This is a genomic window from Ruegeria sp. Alg231-54 (assembly GCF_900143525.1).
Lineage (GTDB): Bacteria > Pseudomonadota > Alphaproteobacteria > Rhodobacterales > Rhodobacteraceae > Ruegeria.
Map to the genome: position 1 here is coordinate 1 of NZ_FREZ01000005.1, position 16,417 is coordinate 16,417.

Sequence of the window (16,417 nt, forward strand, 5' to 3'; positions counted from 1 at the left end):
GWGCTTGGAACACACCCTGATTGGCCTGAGAGCCAGAGTTCGGCTGTACGTTGGCAAAGCCGCACCCAAACAGCTCTTTGGCGCGGTCGATGGCCAGATTCTCGGCGATGTCCACGTACTGGCAACCGCCATAATAGCGACGACCGGGATAGCCTTCGGCGTATTTGTTGGTCATCACCGAGCCTTGTGCTTCCATCACGGCGGCAGAGACGATGTTTTCAGATGCGATCAGCTCGATCTCGTCGCGCTGACGACCCAGCTCGGATGTGATCGAGCCGAACAGCTCGGGATCACGGTCAGAAAGGGACTGGGTGAAAAATCCGGTATCACGGAGATTGGCGTTCATGGGGGCTCCACATGGCTGGGTAAGAATCTTGCGGATTTCCTATCGGAAACGGTACATGCGCAAAAGCTTTAAAGCGACGAATTGGCCCGCTGCGGCGTCAAGTCTGGCTTATCGGGGAAAGGTATGGTTGTTTCGGAACCAAATGTGCAAGACCGGAAACCGCAACAAATGATCCAGAGAATCGCTTTCCTCGCCAGCGACGTCAAAGTGGCCCAAACAGCCCGCGACGTGCTGGTGAAACGTTATGGAAACGCGGCACCGCGGGATGCCGATGTGGTCGTTGCACTGGGCGGTGACGGGTTCATGCTCCATACGCTGCACAGCATGCAGCACCTGGATACGCCGGTTTATGGCATGAACCGAGGAACAATCGGCTTTCTGATGAACGAGTTCCACGAAGCCGACCTTATGGCCCGTCTGGGCGAAGCCGAGGAAGAAGTCATCAACCCACTGGCCATGCGTGCGATGGATCAGTCAGGTAAGATGCACGAAGCGCTGGCGATCAACGAGGTGTCGCTGCTGCGCGCAGGGCCACAAGCCGCGCGCCTCAGGATAAGTGTCGATGGCCGTGTTCGCATGGATGAACTGGTCTGTGATGGCGCGTTGTTGTCCACGCCTGCCGGATCGACCGCCTATAACTACTCGGCTCACGGCCCGATTCTGCCAATTGGATCAGATGTTCTTGCCCTGACGGCTATTGCTGCATTCAGGCCACGTCGGTGGCGCGGTGCGCTGTTACCCAAGATCGCCAAGGTGCGTTTCGATGTGCTGGATGCGGACAAACGCCCAGTCATGGCCGATGCAGATTCGGTTTCATTCCCTGATATCGACTGGGTCGAGATCCGCTCTGAACCTGCAATCCAGCACCGCATTTTGTTCGACCCTGGGCATGGGTTGGAAGAGCGCCTGATATCCGAGCAATTCACCTAAATTTTGGGACTTACGAATTTTTTAGAACTTGTGTGAAGCAGTTCACATGAGCTTCATTAACTTTCCGCTAATCTGATCTTGCCCGGAGAACACGTCTCGGTGGGAGTGAGTGGCCACCAAACGACGTTTTCGAACGATTGCGCAGTTTACGCGCTGGCGAGGGTAGGTGGTGCTACGCTCGTTAATGATATCTGGGCTTATTTTAGTAAGCTGACCCCGGGCACAAAACCCCGGGGTCTATTTTCGTTTTGGGTCGCACTACGTGCCCATCTTCTCCCACAACGGGAAGCACATTTGACCGACGCGCGCCTCAATTGCGGCGGCGGCATCCACGGCCATATCTTCACGCCAGCGGCGGGCAGCGATCTGGACATTGATCGGCTGCGGGCCGCTGGACAAATCCGCCAGCCGGGCCGGAACGCAAGCGGCGGGCAGGCCAAGGAAGTTCATCGCATAGGAATAAACGGCGCAGCCAAGAACCTCGTGCACCCCTTCGGCACCTTCGGTGTCCCGATCCGGCTTGAAGAATGGTTGCGGCAGGAAGGGCGACAAGACCAAAGCATAGTCTTCCATAAACAACGACCATTCACGGGCATAGTGGCTCCGCTTGGCCAACATTCGGATCAGGTCGGTTTCAACTATGGGAGGGAATTCCTGAAAATAGACGTCAAAGATCTCGCGGATGGTTTCAGATCCCGTGGCCTTGATGTCGCTTTGCATCAGGGTCAGGACTTCGCCCATCAAGGCGCGATAGCCTGACCGGCCGCACTCAAAGACATCCGGCGGGTCGATCTCTTCCACCATATAACCGGCGTCGACCAGCGCATCGCGGGCCGTGTCCAGCGCCTTGTCGACCTCGGGGTGCAGCGCATAGCCAAAGGTGTTTTTGGTGAAGGCCACTTTGATCGGATCATGCATGGCTTCCCCGCGCCACGGCATTGAAACGTGAAACGGATCGCGCGGGTCGGCGGCGATCAGGCTGGGCATGGACAGATGCAAGTCGGCGGCCGAGCGGGTGATCAGCCCCTGGACCGACATGGATTGTGCTAGAATTCCGCGTTCGACCTGTTGGCTGGGGTTCCACGCAGGGACGCGCCCCAGCCCTGGTTTGACTGTGACCGCGCCATTGGCCGCCGCGGGAAACCGCAGACTGCCGCCAATGTCGTTGCCATGCGCCAGCGCACCGATGCCTGCCATCACGCCCGCACCGGCCCCGCCCGAAGATCCACCAGGCGAGATATGGCGGCCCCACGGGTTATGTGTCCGGCCATGCAGCGGGTTGTCTGTATCGGCGCGGAATGAAAATTCCGGCGTGTTCGTCCGTCCAATCACGATGGCCCCGGCATTCTGCAGATTGCGCACAACAGGCGCGTCTTCGGGTGCGATCACATCTTTCAGGGCCACCACACCGTTTGAAGTCGCGTGCCCCTTTTGATCGACGTTAATCTTGATGGTGACGGGAACACCGTGCAGCGGACCGGCAGGGGCGCCGCCCGCCACAGACGCATCCAGATCACGTGCGCGTTCCAGCGCTTCGGTGCTCAGGTCCTCAACCACCGCATTCAGATTTGGATTCGCCTGGTGCATCCGGTCGATGGCATTTTGGGTGACCTCAAATGCGCTCAACTCACCGCTGCGGGTTAAGGCAGTCAGGTCGGTGGCGTTCAGACGCCAGATATCGGTTTGTGTCATGGGCCCTCGCTGTCTTGGGATGACAGTAGGGGGCTTGTTTCAGGTTGCAAGAGAAAGACATGCGGGCGACGGATCGTCGCCCGCATGTCTGCTACTGAGCGTAGCCAAGGGTTTTCAACGCGTCGGCGATCTCGTCCAGAATAGCCGGGTCATCGATGGTGGCTGGCATCTTGTAGTCCTTGCTGTCCGCAATCGACACCATCGTTCCACGCAGGATCTTGCCCGAGCGGGTCTTAGGAAGGCGGTCTACCACCACGGCTAGTTTGAACGCAGCGACCGGCCCGATCTTTTCGCGCACCAGTTTGACGACGTCTTGAACCACCTCGCCATGGTCGCGGTCACAGCCTGCATTCAGGCAAAGGAACCCCACTGGCATTTGACCTTTCAACTGGTCCGTCACACCGATCACTGCACACTCGGCCACGTCGGGGTGGGCGGCCAGAACCTCTTCCATCCCACCGGTCGACAAGCGGTGGCCAGCGACGTTGATCACGTCATCGGTGCGCGCCATGATGTATAGGTAGCCATCCTCGTCCACCATGCCTGCATCGCCAGTCTCGTAATAACCGGGGAATTGGTTCAGGTATGAACTTTTGAACCGATCCTCGGCATTCCACAGCGTTGGCAAGGTGCCCGGGGGCAGGGGGAGTTTGATCGCAATTGCGCCCAGCTCACCAGGTTTCATCGGATGACCGCCTTCGTCCAAAATCTGCACATCATAGCCAGGCATCGGTTTCGCGGGTGAACCCAGCTTGACCGGCAGTTCCTCGATTCCCAGTGGGTTGCCGGCGATGGTCCAGCCGGTTTCGGTCTGCCACCAGTGATCGATCACCGGCACCTTCAACGCGTCTTGCGCCCATTCGATCGTATCGGGGTCTGCGCGCTCGCCCGCCAGATACAACGCGCGCAAGCAGGAGAGGTCATACTTCGCCAGCATTTCCCCCTTGGGGTCTTCACGTTTCACGGCGCGGATGGCGGTCGGGGCGGTGAAGAAGCTTTTGACCTTATGCTCGGAAATCACCCGCCAGAAAGTGCCCGCGTCGGGCGTGCCGACGGGCTTGCCTTCAAACACAATCGTCGTGTTTCCGTGTATGAGGGGGGCGTAACAAATGTAAGAGTGTCCAACAACCCAGCCCACGTCCGAGGCCGCCCAGAACACATCGCCCGGATCGACATCGTAGATGTTTTTCATTGTCCAGTTCAGCGCCACCAAATGGCCTGCGGTCGGGCGTACAACACCTTTGGGCGCGCCGGTGGTGCCGGAAGTATACAGGATGTACGCCGGATCATTGCCATCGACTGGAACGCATTCCGCCGGTTCGACACCATATTGGAATCCATGCCAGTTGTAGTCACGCCCTTCAATTAATTGCGCCACTTCCTGCTCGCGCTGGAAGACCACGCAGAACTCGGGCTTGTGGTTGGCCATGTCGATGGCCCCGTCCAACAGCGGTTTATAATGCACGACGCGACCCGGTTCCATCCCGCAGGATGCAGCGATGATCGCCTTGGGCTTGGCGTCGTCGATCCGGACAGCCAGTTCATTGCTGGCAAAGCCGCCGAACACCACCGAGTGCACGGCCCCCAGACGGGCGCAGGCGAGCATGGCCTCCAGCGCTTCGGGGATCATTGGCATATAGATGATGACACGGTCTCCCTTTTCGACGCCCTTGGCGCGCAATGCCCCGGCCAGATTGGCCACGCGGTTGCGCAGTTCGACATATGAAATCTCGCGCTTGGTGTGGGTAATCGGGCTGTCATAGATGATGGCAGTCTGCTCGCCGCGGCCATTTTCGACATGCCGGTCGACCGAGTTCCAGCAGGTGTTCACCTTGGCATCGCTGAACCACTCATACAAAGGGGCGTTGTCGTCAAACAGGGCTTTGGTCGGCGGTTGAACCCAGTCAATTGCCTTTGCGGCGTTCATCCAAAAAGCCTCTGGGTCCGATTCCCAGCCTTCGTAAATGTCCTGATATGCCACGGTGAACTCCTCCTAAATCTCCTTGAGAAATGTGTTATGTGGCTAGGGGGCACCGCACAAGCGAGCGCTTTGACGGAGCGTCACTTTATCGCAAAAAAATTTGCAAGAGTCCGCAGATTGGTCTGCAAATTTTTGCAAACCATCGTCTTTTTGCTGACTTTTCACGATCAATTTTGCGCTTTTGCAAAGTTGAATAATTTGGTGTGCAAATTTTCACCTGCTTTGAATCAAACAGGGCGCCTATACTGGCGCCCTGAATACTGTTTCAGGTTAATTAACCGTAATGCGCTACGGGTGTACCCGCGATCGCCGCCATATTCAGCAATCCGCGCGCTGTGATTGACGGCGTCACGATATGCGCCTTGTTGCCCATGCCCATCAGGATCGGGCCGACCTCCAGGCCATCGGCCTTCATTTTCAGGATATTGCGCACTCCGCTCGCCGCATCCGCATGGGCAAAGATCAGAACGTTTGCTGTTCCTTTCAGGCGTGAGTTCGGGAAGATCCGCGAACGCAGTTCAGGGTCGAGGGCCAGATCCAGATTCATTTCACCTTCATATGTGAAATCGCGCGGCTCGGCGTCGAGGATATCCAGTGCCGCCCGCAACCTTTTGCCCGATCCTTCAGCCTGATTGCCAAACTGCGACTGAGAACAGAAGGCGATTTTAGGCTCGATCCCGAAACGCCGAACATGACGCGCGGCGCCAATGGTCGACTCGGCCAGCTCTTCGGGGGTTGGTAGCTGCCGAACATGGGTATCGGCAATGAACAGCGGTCCGTCCTCGAGGATCATCAGCGACAGCGCGCCATGCGGGTGCAGATCGACATCGCCCAGAACCTGTTCGACGTAGTTGAGGTGCCAACGATACTCGCCAAAGGTGCCGCAGATCATGCTGTCTGCCTCACCACGTTGCACCATGATGGCCGCAATGGCGGTGTTGTTCGTCCGCATGATCGCCTTTGCCAGGTCCGGCGTGACACCGCGGCGTTGCATGATCTCGTGATACGAGTTCCAGTAGTCGTAATATCGCGGGTCGTCTTGCGGGTTTACAATCTGGAAGTCTTTGCCGGGACGGACCGTCAGCCCCAACCGTTCGCATCGTGCATTGATCACTTCGGGGCGGCCGATCAGGATTGGGGTTTCGGTTGTTTCCTCAAGAATAGCCTGAGCTGCGCGCAGAACACGCTCGTCCTCGCCCTCGGCAAATACGATCCGGCGCGAGGCCACGGCCGCGGCCTCAAAGACCGGGCGCATCAGCAGGGCAGACTTGAAGACAGACTGATTCAACCGTTCTTTGTATGCCTCGAAGTCGTCGATCGGGCGCTTGGCCACACCGCTTTCCATCGCGGCTTTGGCAACGGCCGAGGACACGACGCCGACAAGGCGCGGGTCAAAGGGTTTGGGGATCAGATAATCGGGGCCAAATGTCAGTTGCTCACCTTTGTAGGCCGCAGCCGCCTCGGCGCTGGTCGTGGCGCGTGCCATCTCGGCGATCCCGTCCACACAGGCGATCTGCATTTCGTCGTTGATTTCGGTCGCACCCACATCCAGCGCTCCCCGGAAGATGAAGGGGAAACACAGCACGTTGTTGACCTGATTGGGAAAGTCGCTGCGGCCGGTGGCAATGATCGCGTCCGGCGCGACTTCGCGTGCGGCTTGTGGCAAAATTTCCGGGCTTGGATTGGCCAGCGCGAAGATGATCGGGCGCTTGGCCATCTTCTCAACCATCTCGGGCTTCAGGACGTTCGGCCCGCTAAGGCCAAGGAACAGGTCTGCATCGCCGATTACATCGTCCAGCGTGCGCAAATCCGTTTTTTGTGCGAATTGATCCTTGTGCGGGTTCATGTCCTCTTCACGGCCTTCATAGACAAGCCCGTGAATGTCGCACAGCCAGATATTCTCGCGTTTGACGCCCAGTTTGACCAGCATCATCAGGCAGGCAATTCCCGCCGCGCCGCCACCGGTTGAGACCACTTTGACGTCTTCAAAATTTTTGCCGGCGACGTGCAGCGCATTCTTGGCCGCGGCACCCACGACAATCGCGGTGCCGTGCTGGTCGTCGTGAAAGACCGGGATGTTCATCCGTTCCCGGCACAGCTTTTCGACAATAAAACAGTCCGGCGCCTTGATGTCTTCAAGGTTGATCGCGCCAAAGGTCGGTTCCAATGCGCAAACGATATCCGCCAGTTTCTCGGGGTCGGGTTGATCGACCTCGATGTCAAAGCAATCGATCCCGGCGAATTTCTTGAACAAGACGGCCTTGCCTTCCATCACCGGTTTGGATGCAAGTGCGCCGATGTTCCCCAGCCCCAGTACCGCCGTTCCGTTCGAGACGACCGCCACCAAGTTCCCGCGTGCGGTATACAGCTCGGCATTTGCAGGATCCGCTTTGATTTCCAGGCTGGCTTCGGCCACACCGGGCGAATAGGCGCGCGCCAGATCGCGGCCGTTCGCCATCGGTTTTGTCGCTTTGATTTCAAGCTTACCGGGCTTTGGATGGGCGTGATATTCTAGCGCGGCCTGCCGCAGGCTGGGTGTGTCCGACATCGGCGACTCAACTCCTCAGGAAATTTGATTTAGTGTTAAACTATTTCCCCGGCTTTGGCTACGCTACGTCATTTTGCAACAGTTTCGCTAAAGTTCACCGACATCCCGTTGAAAAGCGTCGCATTGCTTTTACATTCGGGCAACTTTGGAGCCAACTTAGACCTGTCGAGCACTGAAAGCCATAAATGAGCTATAAAGATGAAATTCAGGCCGGGACCGCCTTCCCGGTGGACCAGGTCGTTGTTGGCCCGGATCGCGCCGTTTACGTATCGGTTTTGCTGATCGCCATCCTTGTCCTTGCCGCCGTCAGTATCTGGCCGGTTCAAGCCCTTGCTCTGAACGAAGAGGGGGGATTGTTCGAAACGATCTCGGCCGCTGCGCTTTTTGCCGCGGGCCTAGCCGCGCTCTGGCGCTATCCCGGCATAACCCGTCTTTATATTGCGCTGGTCTGTCTGTTGCTGGCGGAAAGAGAGCTTGAGGCGGAAATCTATCCAGTCGAAAGCCTGCCATATTGGGTCCTTAACGGTTTGGACAGTGTGCTTGATATGACGTCGGTCCGGGTTGTTCTGGCCGTCATCGTTATCGGAGGTGCCCTATCGCATGGAGCCCCGACGGCATGGCGGGCGGTAAAGCGACGGGCGCCTTTTTTCGTAATTTTCGTGCTGGCGGGATTGCTGGCGGTAACCGCTCAGCTGCTCGAGGAAGTTTCCGGAATCTACCAGGCAGATCTGTCCACACTTATGACGGTGCGGTTCTTTGTGCTGGAAGAAACGCTTGAGATGTTCTTTTCGATTGGCATTTTGGCCTCTGTTCTGATCGGATGGCCAAAATCCGATGCCGAAGAGACGCTGAATGACCTCGACCAGAAACAACAGCCAGACGCGCGCTGAAATCCGACTGCCTACCAGCGAACTGCGCGACGACATCCCGTTTTTCACAAAGACCCTCGGAATGAGGATGGATATGATCTATCCCGCCGACGATCCGAGTGTTGCCGTGTTTTCAGGCCACGGGTTGCGCCTTCGGGTTGAGAGGGACGCGCCTGAGGCGGCAGGCACGATCCGCATCCTGACTGACGATCCTGACGGTTTTGCGGGCGGACAGCGGACTTTGGTCGCGCCCAATGGTACACGGGTTGAGATTGATGAGCTGAATCCCCCATTGGTGATGCCAGAAACGGTGCATTCCTTTGTGGTTCGCAGGCTCAAGGATCAGGCGCCCTGGATCATCGGGCGGGCGGGGATGCATTACCGCGATTTGGTGCCAGATCGGCTGGGTGGATCGATCATCGCCAGCCATATCCGTATCCCCGATGGCGGCCCGGTGCCGGATATGGTGCATTTCCACAAAGTCGGGTTTCAGCTGATCTTCTGCATTCATGGCTGGGTCGACGTTGTTTACGAGGATCAGGGTGACAAACTGCGCCTGACAGCCGGGGATTGCTTTATCCAACCCCCTGAAATTCGCCACCGGGTTCTTGAAGCATCGGACAATGTTCAGGTGATCGAAATTGGTGTTCCTGCCGAACACGTCACCGAAATCGACCACGAGATGAAGCTGCCTACGCCGAATTTCCGCCCGGGCCGCGAATGGCAAGGGCAGCGTTTTGTTTATAACAAAGCCGAGAATTCAGAGTGGGGACCATTCCGCCTGCCAGGATACATCTGTCGCGACACGACGATTGCCGAGAATACCAAGGGTGTTGCTGGCGTGCAGGTCGTACGAAAAGGGCAGGGTGAACCGGTCTGGGCGACGCATGACACGGATATCCATTTTACCTTCGTCATGACGGGCGAGGTAACTTTGGAAGGTGAAGGGCGCGACCCCTACCGTCTGGAACAAGGGGATGCGTTCGTGATCCCGCCCGGTATGCGCACCAAACTGTCCGAACCTTCTGATGATGTCGAATTGCTTGAAGTCACCCTTCCGGGGGTCTTCAATACCGATCTGGGCTAGGTGAGAATTTGCCTGGGAATCTTGTACTCGGGGGTTCAACTCCCCGGGCAGTTTCCTTTAGGGTGTGATTTTCTGACCAGTTGATCAAAAATGGGGAATCGCCATGACTTTGAAAGATGCAGCACTGTCTGTCCGGGAAAAAGCCTATGCGCCTTATTCCAACTTCAAGGTTGGGGCGGCGATCCGGTCCGCATCCGGCGAGGTCCACGCGGGTTGCAACGTGGAAAACGTGGCGTATCCCGAGGGCACCTGTGCCGAGGCCGGAGCTATTGCCGCGATGGTCGCTGCGGGCGAACAGGAACTGTCCGAGGTCTATGTCGTCGCTTCAAGTCCGCAACCGGTGCCGCCGTGTGGCGGTTGCCGGCAAAAGCTAGCCGAATTTGGCAAGCGGGACGTAAAGGTGACGCTGGCGACCGTGGATGGCGCCGAGTTTGTAACCACGATTGGGCAATTGCTGCCGGGCGCTTTCGACGCCTCGCACATGGAGGACGTGTGACCCCATGGACGCCCGTTCGATCATTGCAAAACTGCGCCGGAATGAGGTGCCGACTGGAGATGAGCTAAACTGGTTCGCGCAAGGTTTGGCCGATGGTGGTGTCAGCGACGCCCAAGCGGGCGCTTTTGCCATGGCCGTCTGCATGGGCGGATTGGGTGCCAAAGGGCGCGCCGATCTGACGATCGCAATGCGCGACAGTGGTGATGTGCTCAGCTGGGATTTCGATGGCCCGGTAATTGACAAACACTCGACCGGTGGAGTGGGAGACAGCGTAAGCCTCGTGCTCGCCCCTGCACTGGCCGAGATGGGGGCTTATGTCCCTATGATCTCGGGGCGGGGTCTGGGTCATACTGGCGGTACCCTGGACAAGCTTGAGGCCATTCCTGGTGTCAGCACCCAGATCGGTCAGGACCGCCTGACGCAGATTTTGCGCGAAACCGGCGCGGCCATTGTCGGGGCCACGGGGCAGATCGCCCCGGCAGACAAACGCCTTTATGCGATCCGTGATGTGACGGCGACCGTTGAAAGCCTGGACCTGATCACCGCGTCGATCCTGTCCAAGAAACTGGCCGCCAGCCCCGAGGCTTTGGTGCTGGACGTCAAGGTGGGTAGCGGTGCGTTCATGAAGACGATGGATGATGCGCGCAAACTGGCGCGGGCCTTGTCGGAAACTGCGAATGCAGCAGGTTGCCGGACCTCGGCGGTCATCACCGATATGCACCAACCTTTAGCGCCTGCGCTGGGCAATGCTTTGGAAGTGGCCGAGGTGATGAAGGTCATGACGCAAGACCCCTATGCCCCGCTGGCGGAAATCTCGGCCGAGTTGGGCGGGGTTCTGCTGGCGGATGCCGGGATGTTCGCAACCGCCGAAGAAGGGCGCGACAAGATCACGGATGTCATCCGCGACGGTCGCGCGGCGGAACGCTTTGGGCGTATGATGGCAGCCGTAGGCGCGCCGCTGCAGTTTGTTGAAAACTGGTCCCGGTACTTGCCAGAGGCCAGCGTGATCCTTGAAGTTCCGGCACCGACCAACGGACACATCACTGCCATTAACGGTGAGGTGCTGGGCCTGACAGTTGTTGCACTGGGCGGCGGACGGCAGGTTGAAGACGACGTCATCGACCCGGCCGTGGGTCTGTCTGACATCGTCCGGCTGGGCGACAAAGTCGAGAAGGGCGCGCCATTGGCGGTAATCCACGCTTCGCGGGAAGATGCCGCGCGGCGAGCCGCCCAGAGCGTTCTCAGCGCGATCACGATAGGTGCCGATGCCCCGGCAGAGCCCACTCTTGTCCACGAAAGGATTTCGCCGTGACCCGCGCGTTTCTTGTGGTGATGGACTCGGTTGGCATCGGCGGCGCGCCGGATGCTGATCGGTTTTTTAATGGCGATGTGCCGGACACGGGTGCAAACACACTGGCCCATATTTCACAGGCCTGCGCCGAAGGGCGGGCTGAAGACGGGCGCTCAGGCCCACTGTACCTGCCAAACTTAGATGCGCTGGGACTGGGGGCCGCAACGCGGTTGGCATCGGGGTCGGAAACGCCGGGGTTAGAGGTCGATCCGTCTGGGCGCTGGGGGTGCGCGAGAGAGCATTCGCTTGGCAAGGATACGCCTTCGGGCCACTGGGAGCTGGCCGGTCTGCCGGTGCCGTGGGATTGGCATTATTTCCCGGATACCACGCCAACCTTCCCCGCCGATTTAAGCCGTGCTGCGGCACAGGCGGCTGGAACAGACGGAATTCTGGGTGATTGCCACGCCTCGGGCACGACCATTATCGCCAAACTAGGGGCCGAGCATATGCGGACCGGTTGGCCGATCTGCTACACTTCCGCCGACAGCGTGTTCCAGATCGCGGCACATGAAGAGAGCTTTGGCCTCGACCGCCTGCTGGACATGTGCAAGGCGCTTGCCCCGCGGTTGCATGAGATGAAAGTGGGTCGGGTCATCGCGCGACCCTTCACAGGCTCACCTGATCAGGGCTTTACCCGCACCACGAACCGAAAGGATTTTGCCATCCTGCCACCAGCGCCGGTTTTGACCAATTGGGTGCAGGATGCCGGGCGCCGTGTCCATGCAGTGGGCAAGATCGGTGACATCTTCTCGATGCAGGGGATCGACACGCTACGCAAAGGGCCGGATGCCGAGTTGATGGGCCACTTGTCCGATTTGGTCGATCAGGCCGACGAAGGCAGCCTGACCTTTGCCAATTTTGTCGAATTCGACAGCCTCTATGGCCACCGCCGTGATATCAGCGGCTATGCCCGAGCGCTAGAATGGTTCGACCGCGAAATCGGTGTGATCCTGAACAGGCTGCGACCGGGCGATCTTATGCTTTTGACCGCCGATCACGGCAATGATCCCAGTTGGATCGGAACCGACCACACGCGCGAACAGGTGCCCGTTCTGATCGCGGGGCAGGGCACGGGCCAAATCGGGGCAGTCGATTTTGCCGATGTCGCTGCAAGTATCGCACACCATCTGAACATTCCGGCCCAAGGGCCGGGGAAGAGTTTTCTATGACCGTCGCAGACCTACCCAAAATCGAATTGCACCTGCACCATGAAGGGGCAGCGCCGCCTGAATTCATCCGTCAGCTTGCGCATGAAAAGCGCATAGACCTGAGCGGTATCTTTAAATCAGACGGAAGCTATGACTTCCGCGACTTCGCCCACTTTCTCAGTGTCTACGAGGCCGCCTGCGAAGTGCTTAAATCGCCCGAGGATTTCCGTCGCCTGACCTTGGCCATTCTGGAGGAAAGCGCTGCGAATGGGGTGGTCTATTCGGAAACCTTCCTCAGCCCTGATTTCTGCGGCGGCGGGGATGTGCACGCCTGGCGTGACTATCTGAACGCCATTCAGGAAGCGGCAGACGAGGCCGAGCGCAAGTTCGATATCACCCTGCGCGGCGTTGTCACGTGCGTCCGGCATTTCGGACCTGAACAAGCGAAACAAAGCGCCTATTGCGCAGCGGAAACCGCCGGTGACTGGATCACCGGGTTCGGAATGGGCGGCAATGAGGGCGTCGGGACGCAGGGCGATTACAAATGGGCCTTTGAATGCGCCCGCGAAGCTGGGCTGCGCCTGACCACCCATGCCGGAGAGTTCGGCGGCCCCGAAAGCGTACGCGATGCTGTACGGGACCTCGGTGTCGAACGGGTCGGCCACGGCGTGCGGGCTATCGAGGACGACGATCTGATCCGGGAACTTGTCGACCGCGAAGTCACGCTTGAAGTCTGCCCCGGTTCCAACGTAGTTCTGGGCCTGTTTCCCGATTTTGCGGCACATCCGATTGCCCGGTTGCGCGATCAGGGTGTGAACGTCACAGTTTCCACCGACGATCCGCCGTTTTTCCATACCACCATGCGGCGCGAATATGAGATGCTGCATCAGGCCTTTGGCTGGGACGCCGAGGATTTTGCAGCCCTGAACAACACAGCCCTGAACGCGGCTTTCTGCGATGATGACACCCGTGAACGGGTCAAGAAAAGACTGGAGAGAACATGAGCGAACACCTGACCGTCGTTGACCACCCGCTGGTGCAGCACAAACTGACGCTCATGCGGGACAAGGGCACCTCGACCGCTGTTTTCCGACAGCTGCTGCGCGAAATAACGTTGCTGCTGGCCTATGAGGTCACGCGTGAACTGAAGCTGACCACCCGGCACATCGAAACCCCAATGGAGGAAATGGACGCCCCCATTCTGGCCGGTAAAAAGCTGGCCTTGGTGTCGATCCTGCGGGCGGGAAATGGGATGCTGGACGGGGTGCTGGAACTGGTCCCCTCGGCCCGTGTCGGGTTTGTCGGGTTGTATCGCGACGAAGAAACGCTGAAACCGGTTCAGTATTACTTCAAAGCGCCCGAAGGCTTAAAAGACCGTCTTGTCATTGCCGTTGACCCAATGCTGGCCACCGGCAACAGCTCGGCCGCAGCGATTGATTTGCTGAAAGAAGCCGGGGCGACCGATATCCGTTTCCTCTGCCTGTTGGCCGCGCCCGAAGGCGTCGCCCGCATGAAAGAGGCGCATCCTGACGTGAACATCGTCACGGCGTCGCTGGATCGCGAGTTGAACTCGAAAGGGTATATCATGCCTGGGTTGGGCGATGCTGGCGACCGGATGTTCGGCACCAAGTAATCGGTTTACTCGCCACAGATATTCTGCAGCCGGACCCAATCGCGGTCCGGCAGCACTTGCGGCAAGGGACGCCCGGCCATCGGGTCAGCCTCGATCAGGCCCAGAGTGTCTTCCCCCGTGACATCCACAGCATAGGCATATGGCGTTGAAGGCAGCGCCGCCTGGGCGAATACCTCTAGCAAAGCTTGATCGGACAAAGTTGGGCGCGGTTCTGACAAGACCTGTTCGGTATAGGCGTCAACGATTTCCGGCGTCAGCTCTCCGGTTGTCAGCAGGCGGAATGCCGTGGTTGGACCGGTCCGGTCCAGTACCTCGTCCAAGGGATCCTGTGCGGCGGCCCGCGCGCGTTCGGCGATGATGTAACCGGCGGCGATGGATGGGTCCTCGTGATCTTCAACCAATGAGCGGTTCAACAGAATGATCCCACCAGGCAGGCCGAGGCTTGTTTGCACCCCCGCAGGAAGAATAACGACCTCTCGCACTCCGGTTCGGGCTGCCAGTTGGTCCAACGCAGCCTGTGCATCCTCTGAGGAGCACGAGACACCTGAAACCCGTTCAATTCGGTGCAGGATCGCATCCCCGATATCGTATCGCTTGATCTCGGGGACAACAGAAACGACGTGGTTTTGCAGTGCGGCCGGAACCCAAAGCAGCAATAGTGCGGCAACTGCAGCAACCACACCCGCAACACTAAGCCAACGCAACCGCCCGGGATGCGGGCGCGACCGATCAATTGCCTTTTGCAAACGGTCGATCGCCGCGATCATCGTCGTCTCGGTTTCCTCCAGTTCCAGCGTTTCGTCGGGGTCTCCGTCCGGGTTGAAGATTGCGGGATAAAGTCCTGGGTTCTGTCGTTCCAGCGCAGCCAATGACCAATGGGTCAATGCCCGATCGTTGAAATCAGAAATCGTCAGCGTTGCTTCGCCAATCGACACCACAACCTCGCGCCGCTGCACGTCGGGCGAGGGGCGCCACAGACCGGTGGCTTCGATCCGTTCGTACTGTTTCAGAGCCGTCATCAAGGTGAAGTTTGCTCGTTATTATTTTGCCCCAGCTTAACATGGTAAATTCAAAGGGCGCAAATCAGTTGCGCCGTCTGCGGTAAATGTGCTGGATACAACGGCGCGCCAAGGATCGGCCAGTCGTGCTCCACTGTTATGCCGAGGTGAATGATGCAGGCGGACACTCAGACGTCACCCATACTGGCATCAGTGCTGATGATCAGCGCGATGGCCATCATCGGGGTGATAGACAACGTAGTGATCCTGTTGGCGGAAACGGTTGGCCTGTGGCAATTCCACCTGAGCCGCGCGTTGCTGATGTTGCCGCTGATCTTTGGTCTGTCGCTATTGGGGCTGGGCAGTATGCGCCCGAAACGATTTGGCCCGGTGATTCTGCGCAGCGTACTGATCACCCTGGCCATGTTGTTCTATTTCGCGTCGCTTGCGGTCATGCCGATTGCGCAGGCGCTGGCCGGGTTGTTCACATCGCCGATTTTTGTCCTGTTGATCTCGGCCCTGGCAATGAAACAACGGATTGGCCCTTGGCGTATCGTTGCGGTTTTGCTGGGGTTTGCAGGGATCCTGTGCGTGCTGCAGCTTGACCCCTACGATTTCGATACCCGCAGCCTGTTCCCGGTCGCCGGGGGCCTGTTCTACGCGTTGAGTGCCGTTATCACGCGCAGCCACTGTTCGGATGAAAGCACCGTCGCTCTGTTGGCCGCGATGATCATCACGCTGGGGGCGGCCGGGGGGATCGGTCTTCTGGTTCTCGATTTGATTCCGGTGGCCGCGCCGGATGGCCCCGATGGTTTCGCCGCCCGGGGTTGGGTCTGGCAGATGCAACCCGCATTGCCGTGGATCGCAATACAGGCGGTTGGTTCCACGATTGCCGTCTTCATGTTGATCAAGGCCTATCAGGTGGGCGAGCCGTCCTATGTCGCGGTCTTTGAGTACTCGGTCATGATCTTTGGTCCGCTCTTTGCCTTTGCGGCTTTCGGGCAGGCGATCGGGCCGATGCAGATTGCCGGGATTGGCTTGATTGCAATCGCAGGTGCCCTGTTGGGATGGCGTGCAGGGCGCGAGGCTGCCCGGCCAGAACCGGTTTAGCCGTATCCTGAGGTCAGCCTAATGTTTTGGGTGGGCAAGCGGGGATCATTCAGACCTGATACCGATGCGTGTCACATGACCCGGGCGATTTCAGCCGACGGGCTCAGACAGATTCGGCGGCACGGATGAGCGCTGGTGGTAATTATAGTTTCCAAAAACCCGCCAATATTTACCAATAGCGCAGTGTTGTTCAAAGAATTGTTATTTTTCACGGCTTTAAGAACCCAA

General features: G+C 58.5%; 13 protein-coding genes and 1 pseudogene. 9 read left to right on the forward strand and 5 right to left on the reverse strand.

Annotated elements, in window-relative coordinates:
* Positions 1-346 (reverse strand): annotated as a pseudogene (gene glyA / locus DHN12_RS10635) (serine hydroxymethyltransferase); the annotation flags it as partial.
* Between the two features lie 168 nt (positions 347-514).
* On the opposite strand from glyA, the gene DHN12_RS10640 reads away from it, so the two are divergent.
* Positions 515-1,276 carry an NAD kinase gene (locus DHN12_RS10640; RefSeq protein ID WP_058274290.1) on the forward strand — a complete coding sequence of 254 codons (762 nt, stop codon included), beginning with the start codon at positions 515-517 and terminating at the stop codon, positions 1,274-1,276.
* Between the two features lie 258 nt (positions 1,277-1,534).
* Here DHN12_RS10640 and DHN12_RS10645 read toward each other — a convergent pair whose 3' ends face one another.
* From DHN12_RS10645 to DHN12_RS10655, 3 genes are all read right to left on the reverse strand, one after another.
* On the reverse strand, positions 1,535-2,968 hold the full coding sequence (locus DHN12_RS10645; protein ID WP_108860190.1) for an amidase family protein: 1,434 nt from the start codon (positions 2,966-2,968) through the stop codon (positions 1,535-1,537).
* A 91-nt stretch (positions 2,969-3,059) separates the two neighbouring features.
* A complete protein-coding gene (gene prpE / locus DHN12_RS10650) occupies positions 3,060-4,949 on the reverse strand; it encodes a propionate-CoA ligase PrpE (RefSeq protein WP_108860191.1) in 1,890 nt (629 codons plus the stop codon).
* 274 nt (positions 4,950-5,223) lie between these two features.
* Positions 5,224-7,497 carry an NADP-dependent malic enzyme gene (locus DHN12_RS10655; RefSeq protein WP_058274225.1) on the reverse strand — a complete coding sequence of 758 codons (2,274 nt, stop codon included), beginning with the start codon at positions 7,495-7,497 and terminating at the stop codon, positions 5,224-5,226.
* A 185-nt stretch (positions 7,498-7,682) separates the two neighbouring features.
* Here DHN12_RS10655 and DHN12_RS10660 point away from each other — a divergent pair, with 185 nt between their 5' ends.
* The 7 genes from DHN12_RS10660 to upp all read left to right on the forward strand — a co-directional run bounded on the left by DHN12_RS10660 (position 7,683) and on the right by upp (position 14,081).
* Positions 7,683-8,387, forward strand: a complete 705-nt coding sequence (locus DHN12_RS10660) for a hypothetical protein (RefSeq protein WP_108860192.1) — start codon at positions 7,683-7,685, stop codon at positions 8,385-8,387.
* Positions 8,350-9,453: a cupin domain-containing protein gene (locus DHN12_RS10665; RefSeq protein WP_108860193.1), complete on the forward strand. Its 1,104-nt coding sequence runs from the start codon at positions 8,350-8,352 to the stop codon at positions 9,451-9,453. Before DHN12_RS10660 ends, DHN12_RS10665 begins: the two co-directional genes overlap by 38 nt.
* 103 nt (positions 9,454-9,556) lie before the next feature.
* On the forward strand, positions 9,557-9,949 hold the full coding sequence (locus DHN12_RS10670) for a cytidine deaminase (RefSeq protein ID WP_108860194.1): 393 nt from the start codon (positions 9,557-9,559) through the stop codon (positions 9,947-9,949).
* Between the two features lie 4 nt (positions 9,950-9,953).
* Positions 9,954-11,261 carry a thymidine phosphorylase gene (locus tag DHN12_RS10675; RefSeq protein ID WP_108860195.1) on the forward strand — a complete coding sequence of 436 codons (1,308 nt, stop codon included), beginning with the start codon at positions 9,954-9,956 and terminating at the stop codon, positions 11,259-11,261.
* Complete coding sequence (locus DHN12_RS10680) at positions 11,258-12,469, forward strand: phosphopentomutase (RefSeq protein WP_108860196.1); 1,212 nt, start codon at positions 11,258-11,260, stop codon at positions 12,467-12,469. The genes DHN12_RS10675 and DHN12_RS10680 overlap by 4 nt, the downstream gene beginning before the upstream one ends.
* Positions 12,466-13,452: an adenosine deaminase gene (locus tag DHN12_RS10685; RefSeq protein WP_108860197.1), complete on the forward strand. Its 987-nt coding sequence runs from the start codon at positions 12,466-12,468 to the stop codon at positions 13,450-13,452. The genes DHN12_RS10680 and DHN12_RS10685 overlap by 4 nt, the downstream gene beginning before the upstream one ends.
* A complete protein-coding gene (gene upp, locus DHN12_RS10690; protein ID WP_058274218.1) occupies positions 13,449-14,081 on the forward strand; it encodes a uracil phosphoribosyltransferase in 633 nt (210 codons plus the stop codon). Before DHN12_RS10685 ends, upp begins: the two co-directional genes overlap by 4 nt.
* Before the next feature lie 5 nt (positions 14,082-14,086).
* Here the strand turns inward: upp and DHN12_RS10695 are convergent, their stop codons facing one another.
* A complete protein-coding gene (locus tag DHN12_RS10695; RefSeq protein ID WP_108860198.1) occupies positions 14,087-15,100 on the reverse strand; it encodes a hypothetical protein in 1,014 nt (337 codons plus the stop codon).
* A gap of 153 nt (positions 15,101-15,253) precedes the next feature.
* Between DHN12_RS10695 and DHN12_RS10700 the strand changes: the two genes are divergently transcribed.
* Entirely contained in the window at positions 15,254-16,189 is a 936-nt protein-coding gene (locus DHN12_RS10700) for a DMT family transporter (RefSeq protein ID WP_108860422.1), read from the forward strand.
* Positions 16,190-16,417: the final 228 nt, after the last annotated feature.

What these genes read in the sequence shown, in the direction of transcription:
- DHN12_RS10640 (WP_058274290.1), top strand. Translation starts at nt 515, where the DNA reads ATGATCCAGAGAATCGCTTTCCTCGCCAGCGACGTCAAAGTGGCCCAA.
- DHN12_RS10645 (WP_108860190.1), bottom strand. Translation starts at nt 2,968, where the DNA reads ATGACACAAACCGATATCTGGCGTCTGAACGCCACCGACCTGACTGCC.
- DHN12_RS10655 (WP_058274225.1), bottom strand. Translation starts at nt 7,497, where the DNA reads ATGTCGGACACACCCAGCCTGCGGCAGGCCGCGCTAGAATATCACGCC.
- DHN12_RS10660 (WP_108860192.1), top strand. Translation starts at nt 7,683, where the DNA reads ATGAGCTATAAAGATGAAATTCAGGCCGGGACCGCCTTCCCGGTGGAC.
- DHN12_RS10665 (WP_108860193.1), top strand. Translation starts at nt 8,350, where the DNA reads ATGACCTCGACCAGAAACAACAGCCAGACGCGCGCTGAAATCCGACTG.
- DHN12_RS10670 (WP_108860194.1), top strand. Translation starts at nt 9,557, where the DNA reads ATGACTTTGAAAGATGCAGCACTGTCTGTCCGGGAAAAAGCCTATGCG.
- DHN12_RS10675 (WP_108860195.1), top strand. Translation starts at nt 9,954, where the DNA reads ATGGACGCCCGTTCGATCATTGCAAAACTGCGCCGGAATGAGGTGCCG.
- DHN12_RS10685 (WP_108860197.1), top strand. Translation starts at nt 12,466, where the DNA reads ATGACCGTCGCAGACCTACCCAAAATCGAATTGCACCTGCACCATGAA.
- upp (WP_058274218.1), top strand. Translation starts at nt 13,449, where the DNA reads ATGAGCGAACACCTGACCGTCGTTGACCACCCGCTGGTGCAGCACAAA.
- DHN12_RS10695 (WP_108860198.1), bottom strand. Translation starts at nt 15,100, where the DNA reads ATGACGGCTCTGAAACAGTACGAACGGATCGAAGCCACCGGTCTGTGG.
- DHN12_RS10700 (WP_108860422.1), top strand. Translation starts at nt 15,254, where the DNA reads ATGCAGGCGGACACTCAGACGTCACCCATACTGGCATCAGTGCTGATG.